General features: G+C 55.1%; 17 protein-coding genes. 6 read left to right on the forward strand and 11 right to left on the reverse strand.

Annotation, left to right across the window (positions count from 1 at the left end; all coding sequences use genetic code 11):
- Positions 1-2: 2 nt before the first annotated feature.
- Positions 3-1,190: a phage integrase Arm DNA-binding domain-containing protein gene (locus tag ACJ69_RS11515; RefSeq protein WP_059347073.1), complete on the forward strand. Its 1,188-nt coding sequence runs from the start codon at positions 3-5 to the stop codon at positions 1,188-1,190.
- 217 nt (positions 1,191-1,407) lie between these two features.
- On the opposite strand, the gene ACJ69_RS11520 is transcribed toward ACJ69_RS11515, so the two are convergent.
- A complete protein-coding gene (locus ACJ69_RS11520; RefSeq protein ID WP_059347074.1) occupies positions 1,408-2,595 on the reverse strand; it encodes an MFS transporter in 1,188 nt (395 codons plus the stop codon).
- Positions 2,596-2,733: 138 nt separating this feature from the next.
- The gene (locus ACJ69_RS11525) at positions 2,734-2,994 is read right to left on the reverse strand and encodes a DUF2534 family protein (RefSeq protein WP_054829664.1); all 261 of its coding nucleotides are present in this window, start codon (positions 2,992-2,994) and stop codon (positions 2,734-2,736) included.
- A gap of 209 nt (positions 2,995-3,203) precedes the next feature.
- Here ACJ69_RS11525 and eco point away from each other — a divergent pair, with 209 nt between their 5' ends.
- Positions 3,204-3,707 carry a serine protease inhibitor ecotin gene (gene eco, locus ACJ69_RS11530; RefSeq protein WP_054829665.1) on the forward strand — a complete coding sequence of 168 codons (504 nt, stop codon included), beginning with the start codon at positions 3,204-3,206 and terminating at the stop codon, positions 3,705-3,707.
- A 135-nt stretch (positions 3,708-3,842) separates the two neighbouring features.
- On the opposite strand, the gene mqo is transcribed toward eco, so the two are convergent.
- Complete coding sequence (mqo, locus tag ACJ69_RS11535) at positions 3,843-5,492, reverse strand: malate dehydrogenase (quinone) (protein WP_032646585.1); 1,650 nt, start codon at positions 5,490-5,492, stop codon at positions 3,843-3,845.
- Between the two features lie 187 nt (positions 5,493-5,679).
- Here mqo and ACJ69_RS11540 point away from each other — a divergent pair, with 187 nt between their 5' ends.
- Positions 5,680-6,969: a SulP family inorganic anion transporter gene (locus ACJ69_RS11540; RefSeq protein WP_059347075.1), complete on the forward strand. Its 1,290-nt coding sequence runs from the start codon at positions 5,680-5,682 to the stop codon at positions 6,967-6,969.
- Here ACJ69_RS11540 and mgtE read toward each other — a convergent pair.
- From mgtE to ACJ69_RS11570, 6 genes are all read right to left on the reverse strand, one after another.
- A complete protein-coding gene (gene mgtE / locus ACJ69_RS11545) occupies positions 6,932-8,368 on the reverse strand; it encodes a magnesium transporter (protein WP_023312503.1) in 1,437 nt (478 codons plus the stop codon). The genes ACJ69_RS11540 and mgtE overlap by 38 nt on opposite strands.
- Positions 8,369-8,522: 154 nt before the next feature.
- Complete coding sequence (locus ACJ69_RS11550) at positions 8,523-10,166, reverse strand: multidrug ABC transporter permease/ATP-binding protein (protein ID WP_059347832.1); 1,644 nt, start codon at positions 10,164-10,166, stop codon at positions 8,523-8,525.
- A 69-nt stretch (positions 10,167-10,235) separates the two neighbouring features.
- A complete protein-coding gene (alkB, locus tag ACJ69_RS11555; protein WP_054829666.1) occupies positions 10,236-10,892 on the reverse strand; it encodes a DNA oxidative demethylase AlkB in 657 nt (218 codons plus the stop codon).
- Positions 10,892-11,950, reverse strand: a complete 1,059-nt coding sequence (ada, locus tag ACJ69_RS11560; RefSeq protein ID WP_054829667.1) for a bifunctional DNA-binding transcriptional regulator/O6-methylguanine-DNA methyltransferase Ada — start codon at positions 11,948-11,950, stop codon at positions 10,892-10,894. Before ada ends, alkB begins: the two co-directional genes overlap by 1 nt.
- 72 nt (positions 11,951-12,022) lie before the next feature.
- On the reverse strand, positions 12,023-13,078 hold the full coding sequence (gene apbE, locus ACJ69_RS11565; protein WP_059347076.1) for an FAD:protein FMN transferase ApbE: 1,056 nt from the start codon (positions 13,076-13,078) through the stop codon (positions 12,023-12,025).
- 114 nt (positions 13,079-13,192) lie between these two features.
- A complete protein-coding gene (locus ACJ69_RS11570; protein ID WP_045354264.1) occupies positions 13,193-14,308 on the reverse strand; it encodes a porin OmpC in 1,116 nt (371 codons plus the stop codon).
- 743 nt (positions 14,309-15,051) lie between these two features.
- Here ACJ69_RS11570 and rcsD point away from each other — a divergent pair.
- Both rcsD and rcsB read left to right on the forward strand, forming a co-directional pair.
- Positions 15,052-17,724 (forward strand): phosphotransferase RcsD, encoded by a 2,673-nt coding sequence (gene rcsD / locus ACJ69_RS11575; protein WP_059347077.1) that lies wholly within the window; start codon positions 15,052-15,054, stop codon positions 17,722-17,724.
- Positions 17,725-17,740: 16 nt separating this feature from the next.
- Entirely contained in the window at positions 17,741-18,391 is a 651-nt protein-coding gene (gene rcsB, locus ACJ69_RS11580) for a response regulator transcription factor RcsB (RefSeq protein ID WP_003859405.1), read from the forward strand.
- 89 nt (positions 18,392-18,480) lie between these two features.
- Here the strand turns inward: rcsB and rcsC are convergent, their stop codons facing one another.
- On the reverse strand, positions 18,481-21,327 hold the full coding sequence (gene rcsC / locus ACJ69_RS11585; protein ID WP_029740917.1) for a two-component system sensor histidine kinase RcsC: 2,847 nt from the start codon (positions 21,325-21,327) through the stop codon (positions 18,481-18,483).
- Between the two features lie 135 nt (positions 21,328-21,462).
- A complete protein-coding gene (gyrA, locus tag ACJ69_RS11590) occupies positions 21,463-24,099 on the reverse strand; it encodes a DNA topoisomerase (ATP-hydrolyzing) subunit A (protein WP_032659126.1) in 2,637 nt (878 codons plus the stop codon).
- 146 nt (positions 24,100-24,245) lie between these two features.
- Between gyrA and ubiG the strand changes: the two genes are divergently transcribed.
- Positions 24,246-24,974 (forward strand): bifunctional 2-polyprenyl-6-hydroxyphenol methylase/3-demethylubiquinol 3-O-methyltransferase UbiG, encoded by a 729-nt coding sequence (ubiG, locus tag ACJ69_RS11595; protein ID WP_029740919.1) that lies wholly within the window; start codon positions 24,246-24,248, stop codon positions 24,972-24,974.
- Positions 24,975-25,097 lie beyond the last annotated feature (123 nt).

The raw sequence follows: 25,097 nt of genomic DNA on the forward strand, positions 1-25,097 counted from the left end.
CCATGGCAGCAAGGCCACGAAAAAAAGAATACCGCCACCTTCCTGATTATCTTTTTTTTGATAAAGATCGTGGCGTGTATAAGTTCACGCTTATAACTGGGAAAAAGAAAACTCTCGGTTCGGATCGAGTAATGGCTATCGCCATCGCCCGAGAATATAACCTGAGGATGCGCCCTGAAAATACACCATCGATAGATTCATTAATTCGGGAATCTGGAGGGCTGAATGGTGAAGCCCACCCGTTTTCTGAACATGTTGATCGCATTATGGAGAGAGCGATCAAAGATGAGCAGCCGTCAAAAAGCACACTTGACGATTGGAATAATGATGCCACCAGGGTTAAAGAATTTTTTAATAACATACCCGCATGCGACATTGAGCTTGAGCACGTAAATGCCTACATACGAAATTACCATTCTGAATCGTCGGCCAATGTTCAGAACCGAAAAGTTAGCTTCCTGAAAAAGCTATTCTCTTATGCTGTTGATGAATCGCTAATGATGGATAACCCTGCAACACGGAAAAAAATGCGGCGTGTCGATAAAAAGGTCCGCCGGCGACTTACTTTGGAACAGTTCCTGGCCATACATGCAGCTGCTGAACCTTGGCTGAAGACTGCAATGGACCTTGCAATACAAACTACGCAAGCGCGCCTGGAAGTTTCCCGGATCCGGTACTCGATCAAGGAACCTAAAGAAGGGGTTTGCGGCTGTGTATGGTTCGATCAGGAAGAGGCTGGCATATTCGGAACGCTTTACATTCATCGGCAAAAAGTGCAGCACAAAGAGGCCTCACACGTTGCAATTCCGATCGGCAGGGCCCTGAAAGAGATCATCGACAACAGCAGAGACAATGTGGCCAGTCCTTATGTTGTTCACCGACTTCTGGAAAAGAGAAGCAATCCGATAAGCAAGGAAGTTAACCACCCAACACAGGTGGCCCCTGATTATTTGAGCAGGGCATTTTCAGAGCTGCGGGACCGGATAGGTGTAGCGGCAGAATTACCTATCAAAGAAAGGCCAACTTTCCACGAGATTAGAGCGCTGGCGGCTCATATTTTCGAAAGACAAGGTATCGATCCGCAGGCAAGGATGGCCCATAGTGATGCAAAATCGACAAAAATTTATACCCAGAACCATGTTGAATGGGTAGAAGTTCCTCATGCTGAAATTGTCTTTAAAGCCGGGTGATGTATGGGGAAAAACCTACCCGTAACTCATTGATGTATATAGTGCGGATTTTGCAAAAAATGCACTGTTTGCATATACAGTCAAACATGCCGTAGCACCAGTATTTACAAGGGTTGCAGCGGCTTTAACGCAGTGACATGGGGTGTCGGGGGTCGGAGGTTCAAATCCTCTCGTGCCGACCAAAAACACACTGAAAACCAGCCTGATGGCTGGTTTTTTATTTCGCCTCGTCCGGCGTTTTGCGCAGATACACTAGCGTAGTCAGACAAATCACCGCTCCGGCATAAAACGTATATTCCGCGCCAAACGATTCCCATATCGCGCCGGCTCCCACGCTGGCGATTAATAATCCCACGCCGCTTACCAGACTAAAAATACCGAAAGCCGTGCCGCGCAGATCGGGCGGTGCGGTTTTAGCGATCATTGCCGCCAGTAATCCCTGGGTCATACCCATATGTATTCCCCAAAGCGCGACGCCTAAAATGACTCCCATCCAGTGGCTGCTCAGCGCCAGAACAACATCTGCACCAATCAGCACCATTAGCCCCCACTGCAGAAGTCGGGTGTGGCTCATGCCATCAGAAAGTTTGCCAAAAGGGTAAGCCGAGAGGGAATAGAGTACGTTCATGACCACCATCACCAGCGGAATAAGGGCCAGAGGAACGCCCGACTGCTGCGCGCGAAGTACAAGAAAAGCCTCGCTAAACCGGGCAAGCGTGAACACTGCACCAAGGCCAATCACCCACCAGCACGCTTTCCCCAGCCGCCTTAAATTCTCTCGTTTAATGGGATTAGTACGTTTATGTTCGAGGGGAGTTTTCGGCTCCTGAAGGCCAAAATAGAGCAAGGCAACTGAAAGCAGACCGGGGATAAGAGCTATCCAGAAAACAGTGCGAAATTCATTGTCCAGCAACAGCATTAAGCTCACGGCCAATAATGGACCAAGAAATGCGCCTGTGGTATCCATTGACTGACGCAGACCATATGCCGCACCGCGCATTTCCGGCGGCGTGACGTCTGCAACCAGCGCATCCCGCGGTGCACCCCGTATTCCCTTCCCCGTACGGTCCATGAGACGTGCGCCTAAAACCATCCCGGAAGAGGACGCTAATGCGAAAAGAGGTTTGCTTAGCGCCCCCAGTCCATACCCTAACAGGGCCAGCCCCTTACGTTGACCCAGGTAGTCGCTGATCGCCCCCGAAAAGACCTTAATAAAAAGCGCAGTGGCCTCCGCCAGCCCTTCAATCAGGCCGATAAACAGCACGCTCGTACCGAGGGTGGTCATCATAAAAAGTGGCAGCAGGCTGTGAATACTCTCTGACGAGATATCCATCAGCATACTGACGCCCCCCACAACCCAGACGCCTTTGGGGATCTGACTGAGCACTGGAAATCTGGAACGCATCTACCGCTCCTGCTTTAAAAACAGTTGCCTGAATGCTTACAGGATAGAATATCGCGGATTAAAAAAACCTGAGGAGAGTGGGATGAGACCATAAAAAAAGCCATCCGGCAGGATGGCTTAGCTATTGCGAGTCCGCGCTTAATGCTTCTCACGTCCGCCCAGGAAGAAAATGCCCAGCGGGATGGCCAGCAGAACGGTGAACACCAGGCTGTAGACGAAGATCATCGCCGACTGCAGGACATACATGCTGGTTGTCCAGGCAGAGAGGGGGATATTGTACTGTTCGATAACGCCAACAATGGTTGCCCGCCCCACGCACGCGGCAGCAATCATAAATACGACCAGCAGCGCCAGGAGGAACTTGCGGCCTTCAGGCGTTTTCAGTTTTGCATGAACCATCTCTCTTCCCTTTTACAGATGAATAACAATATATAGGGTCTAAAATAACACGAACTGGCACCCGACTCCATACCAGCATAAACAACCACTAAAAAGGCAAATTAAAAGCGCATAACGCTACTGATAGTGAAAATGTAAGTAAATAACACCGGTCATTCATCGTTGTTATGTTAACCTGCGCAGGATCGTTTTGACATAAAGGAATGACAATGAAAAACGCACCTAAATTTGCCATCGCCCTCATCGCCGCCGCGTGCGTCAGCAGCAGCGCTTTCGCCAGCGAAACCCCAAAACAGCAGCCGCTGGAAAAAGTGGCTCCGTACCCGCAGGCGGACAAAGGGATGAAGCGTCAGGTGATTCAGCTGCCGGTTCAGCAGGATGAAGCGAACTTTAAAGTGGAACTGTTAATTGGCAAGACGCTGGAAGTGGACTGCAACCAGCACCGTCTGGGCGGTCAGCTGGAAAGTAAAACCCTGGAAGGCTGGGGTTACGACTATTACGTCTTTGACAAAGTGACCTCTCCGGTCTCCACCATGATGGCCTGCCCGGACGGGAAGAAAGAGAAGAAATTTGTGACGGCGTATCTGGGCGACAACAGCCTGCTGCGCTACAACAGCAAGCTGCCGATCGTGGTCTATACGCCTGAAAACGTGGAAGTGAAGTATCGCGTGTGGAAGGCGGACGAGAACGTCGGACAAGCGGTAGTACGTTAAAAATAAGTCGGGTGGCGGCTTCGCCTTACCCGACCCGGAAAGGGTGCGCTCTGGTGCCCTCACCCCACCCCTCTCCCACCGGGAGAGGGAGAAAACACTAAAAACGGTAACGGATGTTACCGTTTTGCTTTTACCTTACAGCGCGATATCCGCAACCGGTTTGTTTTCCGGCTGAGGCTTCAGCTCCGCTTTTGGCGCAGCATCCGCAGCCTGTGGCTTGATGTATTGCAGCTGCAGTACGCGGCTGGTGTATTCAAGCTCCTGCTCCGTGGCGCTCACGTTGCCGTTCAGCTTCGTGCCGTAGGATGGAATAATGGTTTTCAGCTTCGCCTGCCATTCCGGGCTGGCGACTTTGTCTTTAAACACTTTTTCCATCAGGTGCAGCATGATTGGCGCAGCGGTAGACGCGCCCGGTGACGCACCCAGCAGCGCGGCGATGGTACCATCCTTATCGCTCACCACTTCGGTACCCAGACGCAGCACGCCGCCCTCTTTCGGATCGCGCTTGATGATCTGTACGCGCTGACCCGCCTGCCACAGACGCCAGTCTTCTTTTTTCGCCTGCGGATAGTACTCTTTCAGCGCCTCGAAGCGGTCGTCGTCAGAGAGCATCACCTGGCTAATCAGGTATTTCACCAGGTCGAAGTTATCCAGACCCACGTCCATCATCGGCTTGACGTTAGAGGTGGTTGTGGCGCTGAGCAGATCCCACAGGGAGCCATTTTTCAGGAACTTCGTGGAGAAGGTCGCGAACGGCCCAAACAGCACCACGCGTTTGCCGTCAAGCATACGGGTGTCGATATGCGGAACAGACATCGGCGGTGCGCCAACGGAAGCCTGGCCGTACACTTTTGCCAGATGACGATTCACCACTTCCGGGTTATCGGACACCAGGAACTGGCCGCCCACCGGGAAGCCCGCGTAGTCGTCCGCTTCCGGAATACCGGACTCCTGCAGCAGCTTCAGCGCCGCGCCGCCCGCACCGATAAAGACAAACTTCGCCTTGATGACGTGCTCGGCTTCGTTGTTTTTCAGATCGGCGACGGTCACGCTCCAGCTGTTATCCGCGTTGCGCTTGAAACCGCGCACTTCGGTGCTGAGCTGCAGGTTGAAGTTCTCTTTTTTCTTCAGAGACGTCACCAGCTGACGGGTAATTTCACCGTAGTTAACGTCGGTACCAATTTCGGTACGGGTCGCCGCCACTTTCTGGTTCGGGTCACGACCTTCCATGACCAGCGGAGCCCACTCTTTAATCTGCGCGTGGTCTTCAGAGTATTTCATCCCGCGGAACAGCGTGCTCTGCTGCAGAGCGGCGTAGCGCGCGCGCAGGAAGTTGACGTTCTGCTCACCCCATACAAAGCTCATGTGCGGCACGGTGTTGATGAAGGAGTGCGGGTCGTGCATCACGCCGCTGTTGACCTGATGAGACCAGAACTGGCGAGAAACCTGGAATGCTTCGTTGATCTCTACCGCCTTCTCGATACTAATGGAACCGTCCTTTTTCTGCGGCGTATAGTTCAGTTCCATGAGTGCCGAATGTCCGGTACCGGCGTTATTCCATCCGTTCGAACTCTCCTGCGCCACGCCATCAAGGCGCTCGACCATGGTCATAGACCAGTCCGGCTGCAGTTCTTGCAGATAGGTTCCCAGCGTGGCGCTCATGATACCGCCACCAATTAAAAGGACGTCCGTTTCCTGCTCTTTTGGTGCGTCAGCTTTCGCCGCCATGGAGACGGTGTTAAGCCCCACGGCCAGAGAAAAGAGCATGGCAGTCATTTTTTTCATAATTTATGCCTTAGTGTAAAAGTGCTTGATGCGTGGAAATTGCAGGTGAAAAAAGCTGCGGGGGCACGGTAACAACTTTTAAATATTGTTTAAAGGTTACGAAATTATTGTAATTGTGAAATTTAATGATGGATTGTTTGTGAGGAATTATCGATGCGTCTGGTAAAGCACGGTTTTACTGGCTAGTATGTTGCGTTTTGCGATCGCGCGCACGGAAGCCTGCCCTAACCAGCGAACTGTTATGTCCTTACCCCATTCTGCCGTATCCCCCGAAGACCGCGTAGCCAACGTGCTGCGTTCCCCAAAGCAGCTGACGCGTGAAACGCTGGCAGGCGTAATTACCGCCCTGGCGCTGATCCCCGAAGTCATCTCATTTTCGGTGGTGGCGGGCGTTGACCCGAAGGTCAGCCTGATCGCCTCCGTGGTGCTGTGTCTTGCCCTGTCTGTACTCGGTGGTCGCCCGGCGATGGTCACGGCAGCGGCCGGTTCCGTGGCGCTGGTCATTGGCCCGATGGTGCATCAGCACGGCGTACAGTACATTCTTCCTGCCGTGCTGATGGCGGGCGTGATTCAGATTCTGTTTGGCGTGCTGGGCATGGCAAGGCTGATGCGCTTTATTCCCCAGTCGGTCATGACGGGGTTTGTTAACGCCCTGGGCATTTTGATCTTCTTCGCTCAGGTGCCGCATTTCTGGAGCCGAAGCCCGCTGATTGTGGGCCTGTTCGTGATTACGCTGCTGATCGTGCTGTGGGTGCCGCGCTATCTCAAAAGCATCCCTTCCCCGCTGATTGCGATTGTTGTGCTTACCGTGTTCACCGTTTCAACCGGTCAAATCCTGCCGACCGTGGGCGATGAAGGCTCCATGAGCGGCGGTTTGCCGGGTCTTACCGAGCTGCTGGTCCCGCTCAATGTGCAGACGCTGAGCATTATCTGGCCGTGCGCGCTGAGCATCGCGTTTGTCGGCCTGCTGGAATCCCTGCTGACGGCAAAGCTGGTGGATGAGCTGACTGCGACACCGTCAGGTAAACGCCGCGAAAGCATTGGATTAGGCGTCGGCAATATTCTGGCCGGATTTTATGGCGGGATTGCAGGCTGCGCGATGATCGGACAAACCATCGTCAACGTGGAGATGGGGAAAGGTCGAAGCCGCATTTCAACCTTTGCGGCGGGCATTGTGCTGCTGATCCTGGTGACGGCGCTCAGCGACGTGATGGCCAAAATCCCGATGGCGGTGCTGGCAGGTATTATGGCAATTGTTGCCGTCAAAACCTTCAGCTGGCACAGCCTTCAGCCAGCCACGGTGAAAACGGCCCCGATTGCAGAAACGGTCGTCATGCTGGTCACCGTTGCCGCCACGGTATCAACCGGCAATCTGGCGATTGGCGTGCTGGGCGGGATTATCGTCATGGCACTCCTCCCCGCCCGTATTAAGCGTCGGCTTAAAGCAGAAAAATCGTCGCCAGCCCAAGAAAAATAAAGAAACCACCGGTATCGGTGATGGCGGTGATCATCACGCTCGACCCCACCGCGGGGTCGCGCCCCAGTTTGGTCATCGTCAGCGGGATAATCACGCCCATTATCGACGCTACCAGCAGGTTCAGCACCATCGCCAGCATCATCACGCCGCCCAGGGCCATATCGTCGTACAGCCACCAGGTGATGCCGCCCATAATCCCGCCCCACACCAGGCCGTTAATTAGCGCGACGCCCATCTCTCTAAAAATGAGCCACGAAAAGTTACCTGGCTGAATATTTTCCAGCGCAAGGGCGCGGACGATCATGGTTATAGTCTGGTTTCCGGTGTTGCCGCCAATTCCGGCCACAATCGGCATCAGCGAGGCCAGCGCCACCAGCTGAGAAATGGTGTGTTCAAACCCGTCAATCACCCGGGAGGCGATAAACGCGGTACACAGGTTAATGGCCAGCCACGCCCAGCGCGTTTTCACCGCCTTGCCGACGGAGGCATGGACGTCATCTTCGGCGCTGATCCCGCCGAGCGCGCGCAGGTCGTTGTCGGTTTCTTCGTAGACCACATCAACGATCTCATCGATGGTCAGACGCCCCATCAGTTTGCCGACAGAATCCACGACGGCGGCACTCACCAGGTCGTCACGCTCGAAGGTACGCGCCGCTTTCTCCGCGTCGTCTTCCGGGGAGAAGACCATCGGCTCGTTTTCCATCACCTCGCTCACCTTCCGCTGAGTGCTGTTGAGCAGGATGGTTTTCAGCTCCAGCTCGCCGAGCAGGGTTTTATCCCGGGAGGTGACAAACAGCTTATCGGTGTTGTCCGGCATTTTGCCCAGGCGACGCAGGTAGCGCTGCACGGTGCCGAGCGTCACGTCCGGTCGCACCGTGATAACGCCGAACTCCATGATCGCGCCGACGCTGTTTTTCTCGTAGTGCATCACCTGACGCACGCGCGCCCGCTCCTCCGCAGGCAGCGACGCCAGCAGGCGACCGGTCAGGTTTCGCGGCAGGTGCTGAACGAGGTAAATCTGCTCGTCGATATCCAGGGTTTGTACCGCGTCGAGAATATCCCGGTCGCTCATCTCGTCGATCAGGTCGTCCCAGACGTTTTCGGAGGCCTCAAGCAGCACCTGCCCGCGCTCGTGATCCTGCACCAGACGCCACAGGGCGTGACGTTCTTCTGAGGGAAGCGCTTCAAGGGTATCCGCCAGATCCGGCGGGGGTAAATGAGCAACCAGCGCACCTACCTCAGCAATATCGTCGGCCAGGGTGCCGACATCATATTGCTCAGCCAGGGTGAGTTTGCCTAATAGCGTAGAAGTGACCGCTTTATCGGTCGTGAGAAGCCAGATGAGTCGCGCGCGCTCCTGGTCACGCTGTCTGGCGCTGTTTTTCTTTAATACCGACATCAATCATAAATCCATTAAATGAGTTGGGGTTAAGCATAGCGCGGGGATATGTAAATAAGAATAAACAACGGGACGGGATGGAGAAAAAAGCGTCATTACGACCACGATCTATCCCCTCTCCCTGTGGGAGAGGGTTAGGGTGAGGGTGAGGGCATCAGGCCGTACGCGCTACCGCGTCACGCGATGCCGCGTCGCGCTCTTCACCGGTCAGCTCGCTCAGCTTGCCGTCGCGCATCTCCAGCAGGCGGTCAGCATGTATGAAGTAGTGATCGTCATGGCTGATGGCGAAAATGGTTTTGCCCATCTCCTGCATCAGCGGCAGCAGCACCTGATAAAACTCGCGGCGGAAATGCGGGTCCTGATCGGCCGCCCACTCGTCCAGCAGGATGATGTCACGCTCTTCCGCCAGCGCCAGCAGCAGCGCCACGCGCTTTTTCTGCCCTTTGGAAAGCTTCAGATTGAGGATCTTCCCATCCTGTAACTCCAGCTTGTGCGACATCTGCAGCTGCGCCAGCCATTTTTCCACCAGCGCAGGATTGGCCTGTTGCCCTTCCGGCCCCAGCAGCCGATCGAACAGCCAGACGTCGGTAAACACCGCCGAGAAAAGCTTGCGGTAATCCTCGGGCTTCTCCGCGCTCAGCGCCTTGCCGTCCAGCAAAATCTCGCCCGACTGCGGCTGATAGAGTCCGGTCAGCAACATCGCCAGCGTAGATTTACCGCTGCCGTTGCCGCCGATGAGGAACAGCAGTTCACCGCGCCGGATCGTCAGGTTGACCGGCCCCACGGAGAAGGCGCTGTCCTGATAGCGGAACGTGACGTTACGCAGCTCCAGCGTCTGCCAGTTCGGGAAGGCCTGCGGGCGCGGGAATTCGGCTTTAAACGGCGCGAGATCGAATTTTTTGAGCTTATTAAATGCCACCTGCGCACTCAGCAGGGTGGGCAACGCGCCGACCGCCGAGAGCAGCGGCGTGCGCAAAAACAGCAGCGTCAGCGAGTAGGTTGCCGCGACGTTGGTGTCCGCCCAGCCTAGGCCGTTTGCCATCCAGAATACCAGGCCAATGGCACCCAGCATCATAATGTTTGACCAGTTCACCGCGCTCAGGTGGAAGGTATCGGCGCGAATAATATGATGGCGGTACTCGCGCGCGTCCGGGATATAGAGATGATTAAAGATATGCTCGGCGCGCTCGCGGTTCAGGGTGAGCTCTTTGCGTCCTTCCAGTACCGTCTGGTAATCGTTATAGAGCTTATCTTCGGTTTCGCGCAGCACCGCCATGTGTTTGTAGACGCGCGACACCAGCATAAAGCCGCCCCAGATGGTAATGACAATCCACAGCGCGGTCACCGCCAGCATTTTGCTGGAGAGCCAGGCGAGATAAGCGGCCGAGCCAAAGGTCAGAATGATCCCCTGCACCAGCTCCGGCAGACGAACGAACGCAATGGTAATGGCGCGAACGTCGCTGGTCAGCCCCGCCAGCAGGGAAGCGCTGCCGAGCTGCTCAACGCGCTCTACCTGAGTATCGAGGATCCGCTTGATAAACTCACTGCGCAAACGGAAAACGAAATGGTGCCCGAGCGCGGTCAGCGCCAGCTGGGAACCGAGCGTAACCGCCATCAACAGGAGCAGCAGGCCGAGAAACTCCGGCAATACGGAGAGCGAGGTGTCGACCATTTCAATCAACCGCACGTTAATAAACGCGATCAGGCCAATACCCAGCGCGGCGCTGGCAAGGCTTAACGCCATTACTGCGATGAAGGGCCAGCGATACTGACGCCAGACAAGGAGAAGTAGTTGCATGCAGGCAATCCGGACAATAAAAATCAGCCAGCAGTGTAAACTGCCCTGCGCGGACATCAAGAATAATTCTTATTTTAGTTTACTGTACCCCGCCTGACGGAAGGTCAGGTTAAAACGATACTCGCCCGTGAGCGGGTGGACTCCGGGCTTCAGCGGCTGAATGCCGTGATAGTAAAGCCGCGACGCCCTGCCCCACACCACCACATCGCCATGTTCCAGCATGATGCGCTTGAGCGGGTCGTTGCGGCGCAATCCCCCAAACTGGAAGACGGCAGGCAGACCTAACGATACCGAGACGATAGGCGCGCGCAGATCGGGTTCATCCTTGTCCTGGTGCAGCGAGAGCTTCGCGCCGACGGCGTAGCGGTTAATCAGGCAGGCATCCGGCCGAAAGTCAGGATACTCAGCTGCTACGGCGGCCTCGTGGCAGAGCGCCTGAAAAATAGCAGGCATCGGGGGCCACGGCTGGCCGGTAGCGGGATCGTTCGGGGCATAAAGATAGCCCCGCTCATTCGTCGCCCAGCCCAGTTCGCCGCAGTTGGCCATGGCCACCGACATGGTATAGCCGCCCGGCGTCACCATATGGCGAAACGGCGAAACCGCCGTCACCTCGTCGATACCGGCAAGCAGCGCCGCCGCACGGGAGGTTGCAAAGCGGCGTAGGATCACCGCCCCCGGCGCAAGCGGCTCCTGCCAGGGTTCAGCATCCGCAAAAAGATCGAGCATTATCCCTCCTGGCGTTTCGCCTCACGTTTCAGTAATCGCGCTTTTCGCGCCGTCCCCCAACGGTAACCCGACAGCGCGCCGTCGTGACGAACCACGCGATGGCAGGGGATCACAATCGCCAGCGTGTTTGCCGCACAGGCTCCGGCAACGGCGCGTACCGCATTGGGTTGACCAATCGCCTGCGCCACCTGCTGGTAACTTGCCGTTTCGCCGCAGGGGATGTTGCGAAGGGCCTGCCAGACGCGCTGCTGGAACGCGGTTCCGCGAATATCCAGCGGCAGCGCAAGCGGTACATCGCGGTTATCAATACTGGCAATCACCTGCTGGATCCGCCGCGCGAAATCCTCTTCCAGCGGCGCATGCGCTGCTTTTGGAAAATGCGCGGCAAGCTCTTCGGCTAATTCCGCATCGCTGTCACCCAGCAGGATCGCGCAGATCCCCCGCTCGCTTTCTGCAACCAGACAGCGTCCTAACGAACAGTCGCTGATGGCATAACGCACTGCCGCATCCCCTTTGCGGTACTGCCTGGCCGTCATGCCCAGCGCATCGTTGGCTTTGCGATAATAGCTGCTGCTGTCGGGAAACCCCGCCGCCAGCACGGCGTCGGTAACTTTGTCTCCCTGTGCAAGCGCGGTGCGCAGGCGCTGGCCTCGCGCCGCCTGCTGCCAGGCCTTTGGCGTCATGCCGGTCACGGACTTAAACAGACGGTGGAAATGGAAAGGACTCATGGCCACCTGCTGCGCCAGCCCCTCCAGGGTTAGCGTGGGTTCCTGCTCAAGAAGACGGCAGGCGTGTTCCACTTTTGCCAGCTTCTGCGCCTGCGGATCGCGTTTGTCCGGCATGCAGCGCTTGCACGGGCGAAACCCTGCCTGAACGGCATGGCGGGCATCGGGATAAAAGCGGACGTTTTTACGCAGCGCGTGGCGGGCGCGGCATGACGGGCGGCAGAAAATACCCGTGGTCTGCACGGCGAAGACAAACTGTTCGTCAGCGAGCGGATCGCGGGCCAGCACGGCCTGCCAGCGATCCTCATCGGTAATAAAGGTTGAGTTTCTCATTATCGGCTCCTCTTGTAAGCATACATAGAGCCTGCCTGAGTGCCACTGATAAAAAACCCGCAACCTTGCTTTTTAATTTTTGTCGCGCACCAGGAAGCTATTGAACTGCGGCGAGCTCCAGGTTTTAAACCCGTCGCCCTCTTTGGTGATCATATAAACCGCCAGCCCTTCCTGACGGACCACCTCTTTGGCTTTTTCCGGGCCGAGAACCATTAATCCGGTATCCCAGGCATCCGCTTCCAGCGCGGTGGGGGCAATGACCGTCACCGAGACCAGGTTATGCGTGATGGGACGGCCGGTCTGTGGATCGATAACGTGCGATATACGCTTCCCCTCAAGCTCGTAATAGTTACGGTAGCTTCCGGAAGTACTGATCCCATGTCCGTTGATATCTACTATCGCCTGCACGGCATTTTGCCGATCGGTCGGCTTTTGAATCGCTACGCGCCACGGCTTATCGCTGGCGTTCATCCCCCGGCTGACTAACGCGCCGCCCACGGAGACCAGATAGCGGGAAATGCCTTCCTGGGCCATCAGCGCTGCAAGATGATCCGCCGCATAGCCTTCCCCTACCGTCGACAGATCGACAAACAGATCGGGGATATCTTTTTGCAGGTACTGTTGCCCGTACTGATTGATCACCGTCAGATGCTGCAGCCCTGTCCTGGCGCGGGCGTCATCAATGGCCGCCTGCTCAGGGATGGTCACCGGCTGTTTGTTAGGGCCAAATCCCCAGAGGTTTACCAGCGGTCCGACGGTCACATCCATCGCGCCGTTGGTTTTATAACCCACGCGTATAGATTCGGTCACGATATCGGCCATCGCCTCGCTCACCGGCCACAGGGAGGTGCTGGTGGAGAGGTTAAAGCGCATCAGCGCCGAGTCATTTTTATAGGTTGAGAGCAGCTGATCGTCGGCGTCCAGCTGCGACTGGATTTTGCCGCGAAGCTCATCTGTGCGTGTTTTATCGAGGTTCATCACGCTGACGCGCCAGAAGGTGCCCATCGTTTTGCCTTCGAGCACCGTTGCGGCGGGTGCGTCGGCTTTCGCCACGGGCGCGGAATCGTCACACGCGGTCAGGAAAAAAAGCATAGCCAGAAAGCTGGCGCGTAAAAAAGTCATGTCCATTCATTATTATCCTCATGCCAGGGCGGCAAGAGTACACCAAAACGGGTGAGTTGTGAGAATCTGCGAGACACAAAAAAGGGGCCATCAGGCCCCTTACGTCACACGATGAAGCGATTAGAACTGGTAAACCAGGCCCAGCGCGACGATATCGTCAGTACCGATACCCGCCTGACGGGTGAATTCATTTTCATCAACCAGGTTGATTTTGTAATCCACGTAGGTGGACATGTTTTTGTTGAAGTAGTAAGTCGCACCAACATCAACATACTTCAGCAGATCCTGATCGCCGTAACCTTCGATGTCTTTCCCTTTAGACTGCAGGTAAGCCACGGATGGGCGCAGGCCGAAGTCGAACTGGTACTGAGCAACCACTTCGAAGTTCTGCGCTTTGTTAGCGAAGCCGTAAATGTCGCTGCTGCTCTGAGAGTTGCCGAAACGCGTTGCGTTGTAGGTCTGGGAGTATTGCGCCGCAAGGTAGATGTTGTTGGCGTCGTATTTCAGACCACCAGAATAGACTTCAGCACGATCGCCTTCGCCCTTCAGCGCCAGGTTAGCGGTGTTGTTCTGGTCAGCGGTACGTTTGGAAGAAGACATAGCACCACCGATGCTGAAGCCTTCACCCAGGTTATAGGTCACGGATGCACCGTAGCCGTCGCCGTTCTGTTTCAGCAGGCTACGACCGGTGTCGTTTTCACCGCTTACGCTGCCGTTTTTACCCTGATACTGCAGGGCAAAGTTCAGGCCATCCACCAGACCAAAGAAGTCCTGGTTACGGTAGGTCGCCACGCCGTTAGCACGGGACTGCAGGAAGTTGTCCGCACCGTAAGTATCGCCGCCAAATTCTGGCAGAACGTCGGTCCAGGAGGTTACGTCGTAGATTACGCCGTAGTTACGACCGTAATCGAAAGAACCCGCGTCAGCGAATTTCAGACCCGCGAACGCCACACGCGTCCAGGCCTGGTTGTCACTTTCAGAGGTATTGCCCTGGATCTGGTATTCCCACTGGCCGTAACCGGTCAGCTGATCGTTAACCTGAGTTTCGCCTTTGAAGCCAAGACGCATGTATGTCTGGTCGCCGTCGGCACTCTTGTCGTCAGAGAAATAGTGCAGACCATCGACTTTACCGTACAGATCTAATTTGTTGCCATCTTTGTTATAAATTTCGGCCGCATTTGCTGCGCCTGCCACCAGGAGTGCTGGTACCAGGAGGGACAGTACTTTAACTTTCATTTTATTAACCCTCTGTTATATGCCTTATAATTGCCACTGCTTACTGGTTAACCCTCATTAACCAGTCGGCAATTTCATTCTCCGCAAAATTACAGAATAATCCAATGCGAATATGATACGAAAACTTTGAAGATGTTTCATTTACCCATCAACATGTTTCGAAATGTGAATATCAAGGAACTTTTACAAAGCACAAATAGCTTAGAAAATTAGCACTTATAATCAAACAGGAAAATCACCACATAAACATCAATTAGTTACAATAAAATCCGTTACAGCACTGAATGACAAAACAAGATCTCGCCTAATCTCTAAAATAACTCTCGCTATCATCATTAACTTTATTTATTACCGTCATTCAGTTTTGAATGTCTGTTTATCCCTAATTGAACCGGATGCTCCGCATTCGGTTTTTTTTTACCTTTCTTTACGTAAATTCTCTTTTTTTGTGCTACCGCCCCGTAATTGTAACGACTATTAACTAAATTCACGTCGGGTATCTTTCGAAATCCATCCATTGGTACAAAACTTAATTTCTTGTTAATTCGTGCTATTCTTTGATTGCGCGGGCTGATTATTTGTACGCGTATGGCGAGTTTGTACATGTTTACTGCATGCATCACCGCCGATATTGTCCCGTGAAAAAGTCGCCTCATCCCGGACAGTCGCGCTGGAAATTCAGTTATTACCCTTTATACTGCCCTATCGCCACAGAGCACGACCATAACGGGTTAAAGATATCAATGAGTCAGACTGAAACTACCGCCCCGAGCAAATTCTCCCTTCTTCCCGGGAGCATCACCCGTTTCTTTCTTCTTTTGATCGTTGTGCTGTTAGTCACCATGGGGGTGATGGTACAAAGCGCGGTTAACGCCTGGCTGAAGGATAAGAGCTATCAGGTCGTGGATATCACCCACGCCGTGCACAAGCGCATAGATACCTGGCGCTACGCCACCTGGCAGATTTACGACAATATCGCGGCAGCCCCGACCTCCTCGTCCGGAGATGGACTTCAGGAGACGCGGCTTAAGCAGGATGTCTATTATCTCGAAAAACCGCAGCGTAAGACCGAGGCCCTTATCTTTGGCTCTCACGACAGCGCGACGCTTGAGATGACGCAGCGTATTTCGACCTATCTGGATACCCTCTGGGGGGCCGAAACGGTACCGTGGTCGATGTACTATCTGAACGGTCAGGACAACAGCATGATCCTGATCTCAACGCTGCCGTTAAAAGATCTCTCATCCGGCTTTAAAGAGACAACCGTGGGCAGCATCGTCGATTCCCGCCGGGCAGAGATGCTGCAGCAGGCGAACGCCCTTGATGAGCGTGAGAGCTTCTCTTCCCTGCGTCGTCTGGCCTGGCAAAACGGCCATTATTTTACCCTGCGCACCACGTTCAACCAGCCGGGGCATCTGGCGACGGTAGTGGCCTTCGATTTACCGATTAATGATTTAATCCCGCCGGATATGCCGCTCGACAGCTTCCGCCTGGAGCCAGACAGCAGCACCCAAAACATGCGTGCGGCGTCCGACAAAGAGGCCGCAGAGAGCGTATCGATCTCCTTTAACGGCTCGAAAATCGAAATTGCCTCATCGCTGAACTCGACCGGCATGCGTCTGGTGTGGCAGGTGCCGTTTGGCACGCTGTTGCTAGATACCCTGCAAAATATTCTGCTGCCTCTGCTGCTGAATATCGGTCTGCTGGCGCTGGCGCTGTTTGGCTATAGCACCTTCCGTTTCCAGACGGGGCGTCAGAGCGACGCCTCTGCGGTTCCGGCCGGCACCAGCAATGAGCTGCGCGTATTACGTGCACTGAATGAAGAGATTGTTTCCGTGCTGCCGCTTGGGGTCTTGGTTCACGACCAGGAGGCGAATCGTACGGTGATGAGCAACAAAATTGCCGACCATCTGCTGCCGCATCTTAACCTGCAGAACATCACCACCATGGCGGATCAACATCAGGGGGTGATTCAGGCCACCATCAACAATGAACTGTACGAGATCCGTCAGTTCCGCAGCCAGGTGGCTCCCCGCACGCAAATCTTCATTATTCGCGACCAGGATCGTGAAGTGCTGGTCAATAAAAAGCTCAAGCAGGCGCAAAGGCTGTATGAGAAAAACCAGCAGGGGCGCGCCGCATTTATGCAGAACATTGGCGATGCCTTCAAGCAGCCGTTAAAAACGCTGGCGACCCAGGCGGCGGCGTTAAACACCTCTGAAAGCCACCAGCTTGCCTGCCAGGCCGATTCGCTGGTCAGAATGGTTGATGAGATCCAGCTGGCAAACATGCTGGAAAATGATTTCTGGAAGGGAACGCCAGCCCTCTTCTCCATTCAGGACCTGATCGATGAAGTGGTGCCGGAAGTGCTGCCCGTTATTAAGCGCAAAGGGCTGCAGCTGCTGATCAATAACAATCTCCCTGCGAATGACGAACGCCACGGCGATCGCGAAGCGCTGCGCCGCATTCTGCTGATGATTATTCAGTACGCCGTGACCACCACGCAGATCGGCAAGATCACCCTTGAAGTCAGCACCGAGGAGTCAGCAGAAGACCGTCTGACGTTCCGCATCCTGGACACCGGGGAAGGCGTCACAACAAGTGAAATTGATAATCTGCACTTCCCGTTCCTGAATGACACGCAGAGCGATCGCTACGGCAAGGCCAATGCCCTGACCTTCTGGCTGTGCGATCAGCTGGCGCGTAAGCTCGGCGGCCACCTGAATATCAAAGCCCGTGAATCCCTCGGCACCCGCTATTCTCTGCATGTGAAAATGGCGGCCAATCCGCAGGAAGAAGATGAAGAACGTCTGCTGGATGACGTCGTGGTGATGGTCGATGTGACCTCGAACGAGATCCGCAATATTGTCGTTCGTCAGTTAGAAAACTGGGGAGCAGCCTGCATCACCCCGGATGAAAGACTTGCAAGTCAAGAATTTGATCTGTTTTTAACTGATAATCCGTCTAATCTTACTGCCTCCGGCTTGCTTTTAAGCGATGATGAGTCAGGCGTGCGGAAAATCGGCCCTGGCCAGCTGCGCGTCAACTTTAATATAAACAATGCGATGCAGGAAGCTGTACTACAACTAATAGAAGAGCAGCTGGCGCAGGAAGAGATAACGGAGTCACCGTTAGGCGGCAACGAAAATGCCGAGCTTCACGCCAGCGGATACTATTCACTCTTTGTTGATACAGTACCAGATGATGTTAAGCGGTTGTATACTGAGTCCGCTGCGAATGATTTTGCAGCGCTGGCACAGACAGCACACCGGCTTAAAGGGGTGTTTGCCATGCTTAATCTGGTTCCCGGCAAGCAGTTATGTGAAACGCTGGAACATCTAATTCGTGAGAAAGATGCCTCTGGCATTGAAAAATACATCAGCGACATTGACGCCTACGTCAAAAGCTTGCTGTAGCAAGGTAGCCTTATACATGAACAATATGAACGTAATTATTGCCGATGACCATCCGATTGTACTGTTCGGTATTCGCAAATCACTTGAACAGATCGAGTGGGTGAATGTAGTCGGTGAATTTGAAGACTCTACAGCACTGATCAATAACCTCCCAAAGCTTGATGCACACGTGCTCATTACCGATCTCTCCATGCCTGGAGACAAATACGGTGATGGGATCACGCTCATCAAATACATTAAACGTCACTTCCCGGATATCTCGATCATTGTTCTGACCATGAACAACAACCCGGCGATCCTGAGCGCGGTGTTGGATCTGGACATCGAAGGGATTGTGCTGAAACAGGGCGCCCCGACCGATCTGCCAAAAGCGCTCGCTGCGCTGCAGAAAGGCAAGAAGTTCACGCCTGAGAGCGTCTCTCGTCTGCTGGAAAAAATCAGCGCGGGTGGCTACGGTGACAAACGCCTGTCCCCGAAAGAAAGTGAAGTTCTGCGCCTGTTCGCAGAAGGTTTCCTGGTGACCGAGATTGCCAAGAAGCTGAACCGCAGCATTAAAACTATCAGCAGCCAGAAGAAATCAGCGATGATGAAGCTGGGCGTGGACAACGATATTGCCCTGCTGAACTATCTCTCCTCCGTTACGCTGAGCGCAACGGACAAGGATTGATCCCGGACGGGTGTGCGGCCTGATGCCCTCACCCCGTCCCTCTCCCACGGGGAGAGGGTGAAAAGCGAAAAGGCCCTTGCGGGCCTTTTTTATATTCTGGTTTTTCTCACGCGATCCGCGTAAATCGACAACGTCTGCTTCAGCACGTCCAGCGTCACCGGTTTCGACAGACAGCTGTCCATGCCTGACTCCAGACAACGCTGTTTCTCTTCCGCCAGCGCGTTCGCCGTTACGCCCACTACCGGCAGCGTCAGGCCAAGCTGTCGGATGCGCTGCGTCAGACGGTAGCCGTCCATGTTTGGCATGTTGACGTCGCTAAGCACGATATCAATATGATTTTTACTCAGCACGTTCAGCGCATCCACGCCGTCATTAGCGGTTTTGCACTGGTAGCCCAGCGATCCAAGCTGGTCAGCCAGCAGGCGACGGTTAATCGGATGGTCATCCACCACCAGAATCATCATATCGTCATTTACCGACGCCAGAGACTCCGGTGACGGCAATCCACCCGCGCCGTCGCGCTCTTCCAGCTCCACTTTGTAGATGCGCGCCAGCAGGCTCAACAGCTCGTGCGGCGTTGCAACGCTGTGTACCCATTCCCCAGGCGCACGCTCGACAGGAATACCGATGTGGCGACGGCAGAAGAGCACCGACCCTCTCCCCTGCCACGGCTGCTCCGGCATCTCGTCAGCGATCAGCACATCGTCCACGTCCGGCGTTTGACCTTCATAGCGACACACCCTCACGCCGCTGTGGGCAAGCAGCGCCGTCAGGTAGTCATTCAGCGAGGCGTTATGCACCGCCAGCCAGCAGCGCTTATCGCTCAGCCCGTCCACCGTCGCTTTTGCCGGATACTGCGCCGAATAGAGCGGAATACGGATGGTGAACTGGCTGCCCATGCCGGGCTCGGTATCCACGGAAATATCACCGTCCATCATGCTGACGAGCTTCTCACAAATCGCCAGCCCCAGTCCGGTACCCTGGAAGTTACGCTGCACGCCGGTCCCGACCTGGAAGAACGGGTCAAACAGGCGAACCACTTCCTTCGCCGGGATGCCGACGCCCGTGTCGCGAACGCGAATGCTCAGGTAATCCCCCGCCCGGCAAACGTGCAACACGATACAGCCAACGTCGGTGAATTTGATGGCGTTGCTGAGCAGGTTAGAGATGACCTGCTGCAGGCGCATCGGATCGCCGTGCAGCGTCAGCGGCACGTCCGGTTCGATAAAGCAGTAGAGCCCCAGCTGTTTACGCACCACCAGCGGCAGATAGTTGGCGCTGATGTGGTTCATGACCTCGCGCGGCGAGAACTCCCGCGGCTCGATTTTCAGCTGTTCAGACTCGATTTTAGAGAAGTCGAGAATATCGCTGATGATTTTCAGCAGCAGGCTGGAGGAGTTGTTCATTGCCGTCACCAGCCTGTCGACTCCTTTCGGTAATTCTTTCGTCTGCAGCAGATCGAGGTTACCGATGATCCCGTACAGCGGCGTTCGCAGCTCGTGGCTGACGGTGGCAAGGAACATGGATTTCGACTGGCTGGCCTGCTCCGCGGCCTGCGCCATCTCCTGCAGCGACTCTTCCATCTTCACGCGCGCGGAGACATCCACCAGCACGCAAATCGCCACGTTTTCATTGCGATAGCGGGAATGCACAAAGCTGATCTGCAGGTTGGTGTGCGTGCTGGTGAGCACGTCGACAAAGTTAACCTGCTGACCGCAGATAATTTGCGTCAGCCTCTGGCGGTCTTCGTGCGTCAGCATGTTCAGGTAGTTATGCGCCAGCTCGTTACTCAGGATGTTGGTTCCGTCCTGGGTACGCAGAATACAGATCCCCACCGGCGCCGACGCGACAATCTTCCGGTTAAACTGCTCGTGCTCCTCCAGCCGCTGGGCGTCGCTTTCGGCCGGAATAAAGATTTTCCGCTCGTACATGCGCGCCAGGGTGAACAGCGCCCCACCCGCGATCAGGTTCAGCAGAATGGCATTCATGATGAGAATGCGTATCCGCTCAAGCACCATATCCACCGGCAGTGAATAGACAATACTCAGCGACGAAGGCGGCAGGCTCTTCTTCAGCACCAGTTCGCGGAAGCCCGAGGTATAGCCAAACCACGACCGCTCCTGCATCCAGTGCGGTTCGACGTTTAACCGGTTATCCGGCCCGGCGAGTGAGATCAGCTGATGACCGTTTTCATCCAGAATGGTCACCCCCATAGGCAGGCTGCCCGGGGTGAAAAAGTTTTCCATGCGAATGGTCTGCTCAATCCCCAGCAGCGCCTGCAGGCGATTGCCCAGATACACCGGCGTCAGGGCGTAGAAATAGCCCACGCCCGGGCGCGGGCCCTGGCTAACCCAGAAGATGTTATTCCCGCGCTCGTCCTGCGGCGCATTGCGGTATTTCACAATACGTTCATGCAGGCTTTTCAGCGCATCGTCACGCTCAACGGGCACATCCCGCAGGCCAAAGTCAGCCATGCAGAGATTTTCACTGCCAATCAGGAATACGCGGTTCAGGTCATAGGCGGCGGAGAAATTGTCGCGCCAGTAGCGCATAAACCAGGCAAGGGATTCCAGCGACCCGCGCCAGGTATTGCTCATGGTAGAGCAATCGGAGTCCGGGAACAGCGGCTGGAAGTCCGGGACTTCGGTATTGTCATTCCGCCCGCGAAGCGCAAGGATGCCGTTTTCCGCCGTCAGGCGATTTTCGGCGATATACTTCAGCTCCTTCATCACGTCAGACGTTCGCTGAATGTAGCGCTGGGCCTGGTCGGAGCTTAAGTTAAACTCCTGGCGGATCTCCGCTTCTTTCTGGTGCAGCGCGTTAACGATGTAAAACACCGAGAACAAGGCCACCAGCAGCCAAAGCAGGAGCGCCAGCGCCCGAAACAGATAGCGTGAAACTTTCAGCGTAGTACGAAAGGAGACGAGGTATTTCAAGGGGGCGAGGCTCCGCCGTCGGGGTAAAAAGAATGTGGTTAAGGTAGCGGTAAACGCGCCAGGTCGCAACGTTGACTTATCTGCTTGTGCAAAAGAAAAGGGCCGGAAACCGGCCCTTTTTTGCATCAGGAGACATTACTCGTCAGCGTCATCCGCTACGTCATCGTCGGTGTCGGCTTCCGGCGCGATATCATCATCGCCTTCCGCAACGCTACCGTCGATGGAATCGAGCTCTTCGTCATCCACCGGCTCAGCAACACGCTGCAGACCCACCACGTTTTCATCTTCCGCTGTACGGATGAGGATCACGCCCTGGGTGTTACGCCCCACCACGCTGATCTCAGACACGCGGGTACGCACCAGCGTACCGGCATCGGTGATCATCATGATCTGGTCGGCATCGTCTACCTGCACCGCGCCCACAACGGAACCGTTGCGCTCGGTCACTTTGATAGAGATAACGCCCTGCGTGCCGCGAGACTTGGTTGGGTATTCCCCTTCCGCCGTACGTTTACCGTAACCATTCTGCGTCACGGTCAGGATAGCCCCTTCACCGCGCGGAATAATCAGAGAAACAACGCTGTCTTCGCCAGCCAGTTTGATACCACGAACGCCCGTAGCGGTACGACCCATCGCACGGACAGCGTTCTCTTTAAAGCGCACCACTTTACCGGCCGCAGAGAACAGCATCACTTCATCAGAACCGGAGGTCAGATCTACGCCGATCAGCTCGTCGCCTTCGTTCAGGTTCACCGCGATAATACCGGCGGAACGTGGGCGGCTGAACTCGGTCAGCGCGGTTTTCTTCACGGTACCGCTGGCGGTCGCCATAAAGACGTTCACGCCCTCTTCGTACTCGCGTACCGGCAGGATGGCGGTGATTCGTTCGTTCGCTTCCAGCGGCAGCAGGTTAACGATTGGACGGCCACGCGCGCCGCGGCTCGCTTCCGGCAGCTGATAAACTTTCATCCAGTACAGACGACCGCGGCTGGAGAAGCAGAGGATCGTGTCATGGGTGTTCGCCACCAGCAGGCGGTCAATAAAGTCTTCTTCTTTAATACGAGCTGCAGACTTGCCTTTACCGCCACGACGCTGTGCTTCGTAGTCGGTCAGCGGCTGATACTTCACATAGCCCTGGTGAGACAGGGTGACCACCACGTCTTCGCGGTTGATCAGATCTTCAATGTTAATATCAGAGCTGTTCGCGGTGATTTCGGTGCGGCGTGCATCGCCGAACTGATCGCGGACCAGCTCCAGCTCTTCACGGATCACTTCCATCAGGCGCTCTGCGCTGCCCAGGATATGCAGCAGTTCAGCAATCTGTTCCAGCAGCTCTTTGTATTCGTCGAGCAGTTTTTCGTGCTCAAGGCCGGTCAGTTTCTGCAGACGCAGATCCAGAATCGCCTGAGCCTGCTGTTCAGTCAGGTAATACTGACCATCACGCACGCCGAATTCAGGTTCCAGCCACTCTGGACGCGCTGCGTCATCGCCCGCACGTTCCAGCATCGCGGCGACGTTACCCAGATCCCACGGACGGGAAATCAGGCCGACTTTCGCTTCCGCCGGGGTCGGCGCACGACGAATCAGTTCGATGATCGGGTCGATGTTGGCCAGCGCAACCGCCAGCGCTTCAAGGATGTGCGCACGGTCGCGCGCTTTGCGCAGTTCGAAGATGGTACGACGGGTCACCACTTCACGGCGGTGACGCACGAACGCGCTCAGGATCTCTTTCAGGTTCATGATCTTCGGCTGACCATGGTGCAGTGCAACCATGTTGATACCGAAGGAGACCTGAAGCTGAGTCTGGGAATACAGGTTGTTCAGCACAACCTCACCCACCGCGTCGCGTTTGATCTCAATCACGATGCGCATACCGTCTTTGTCAGACTCGTCACGCAGCGCGCTGATGCCTTCAACGCGTTTTTCTTTTACCAGCTCGGCGATTTTTTCAATCAGACGCGCTTTGTTCACCTGATACGGGATCTCGTGAACAATGATGGTTTCACGGCCGGTTTTAGCGTCCGCTTCCACTTCGGCGCGGGCACGGATATAAATCTTGCCGCGGCCGGTGCGGTACGCTTCTTCAATACCGCGACGACCGTTGATGATCGCCGCCGTCGGGAAGTCCGGGCCCGGGATGTGTTCCATCAGCCCTTCAATGCTGATGTCTTCATCGTCGATATAGGCCAGGCAGCCGTTAATCACCTCGGTGATATTGTGCGGCGGAATGTTGGTTGCCATACCGACCGCGATACCGGACGAACCGTTAACCAGCAGGTTCGGGATCTTGGTTGGCATCACATCTGGGATGCGCTCGGTGCCGTCGTAGTTATCGACGAAATCAACGGTCTCTTTTTCCAGGTCGGCCATCAGCTCATGAGCGATTTTCGACATACGGATTTCCGTATAACGCATCGCCGCAGCGGAGTCGCCGTCGACTGAACCAAAGTTACCCTGACCATCTACCAGCATGTAGCGCAAGGAGAATGGCTGCGCCATACGAACGATGGTGTCATAAACGGCGGTATCACCATGCGGGTGATATTTACCGATAACGTCACCGACGACGCGGGCAGATTTTTTATAGGCTTTATTCCAGTCATTGCCCAATACGTTCATGGCGTATAGTACGCGACGGTGTACCGGCTTAAGGCCATCGCGGACGTCCGGCAGCGCACGGCCAACAATGACCGACATCGCATAGTCCAGATAGGAGCTCTTCAGCTCTTCCTCGATGTTAACCGGTGTAATTTCTCTCGCAAGGTCGCTCATCTAACCGCTATCCCTCTACTGTATCCCGGATTCAAAGGTCGCAAATTATAACACAGCCGAGGTGATTGAGGTAAACCTATACGCTTTATTCACGGGGATTGCCTGATATACTCCTTTGTCTTGCTAAATAAGGAGTAAAAGCGCCCATGAATGCCGAAAAATCCCCGGTGGCTCACAACGTTGACCACGAAGAGATTGCCAAATTTGAAGCGGTGGCGTCCCGCTGGTGGGATCTCGAAGGTGAGTTCAAACCGCTGCATCGCATTAACCCGCTGCGTCTGGGCTATATCGCGGAGCGTTCCGGCGGTCTGTTCGGTAAGAAAGTGCTCGACGTCGGCTGCGGCGGCGGCATCCTGGCTGAGAGCATGGCGCGCGAAGGGGCGAATGTTACGGGCCTGGATATGGGCTTTGAACCGCTGCAGGTTGCCCGCCTTCACGCGCTGGAGTCCGGCATACAGGTGGAATATGTGCAGGAAACCGTGGAAGAGCACGCGGCAAAACACGCCCATCAGTACGATGTGGTGACCTGCATGGAGATGCTGGAGCACGTTCCCGATCCGCAGTCGGTGGTGCACGCCTGTGCAAAACTGGTGAAACCGGGCGGCCAGGTCTTCTTCTCAACCATCAACCGTAACGGTAAAGCCTGGCTGATGGCCGTCGTCGGCGCGGAGTATGTGCTGCGCATGGTGCCGAAAGGGACGCACGACGTGAAGAAATTCATTAAGCCTGCGGAGTTGTTAGGCTGGGTTGACCAGACGTGGCTCAAAGAGCAGCACATCACCGGCCTGCACTACAATCCGCTGACCGATAAATTCAAACTCGCACCGGGCGTTGATGTTAACTATATGTTGCACACAACCGCCAAAAACGACTAACGTCATTCGTTATTCTTATAAAGATTGCGCGACATCATGTTGCGCAATTCTGACCTCCCGTTGAAGAAATCAGCACTCGATCAAATTTTGAATTTTTTTTCTTAATTATTGACATGTCTTCCA

This window comes from Enterobacter asburiae, from assembly GCF_001521715.1.
Taxonomy (GTDB): Bacteria; Pseudomonadota; Gammaproteobacteria; order Enterobacterales; family Enterobacteriaceae; genus Enterobacter; species Enterobacter asburiae.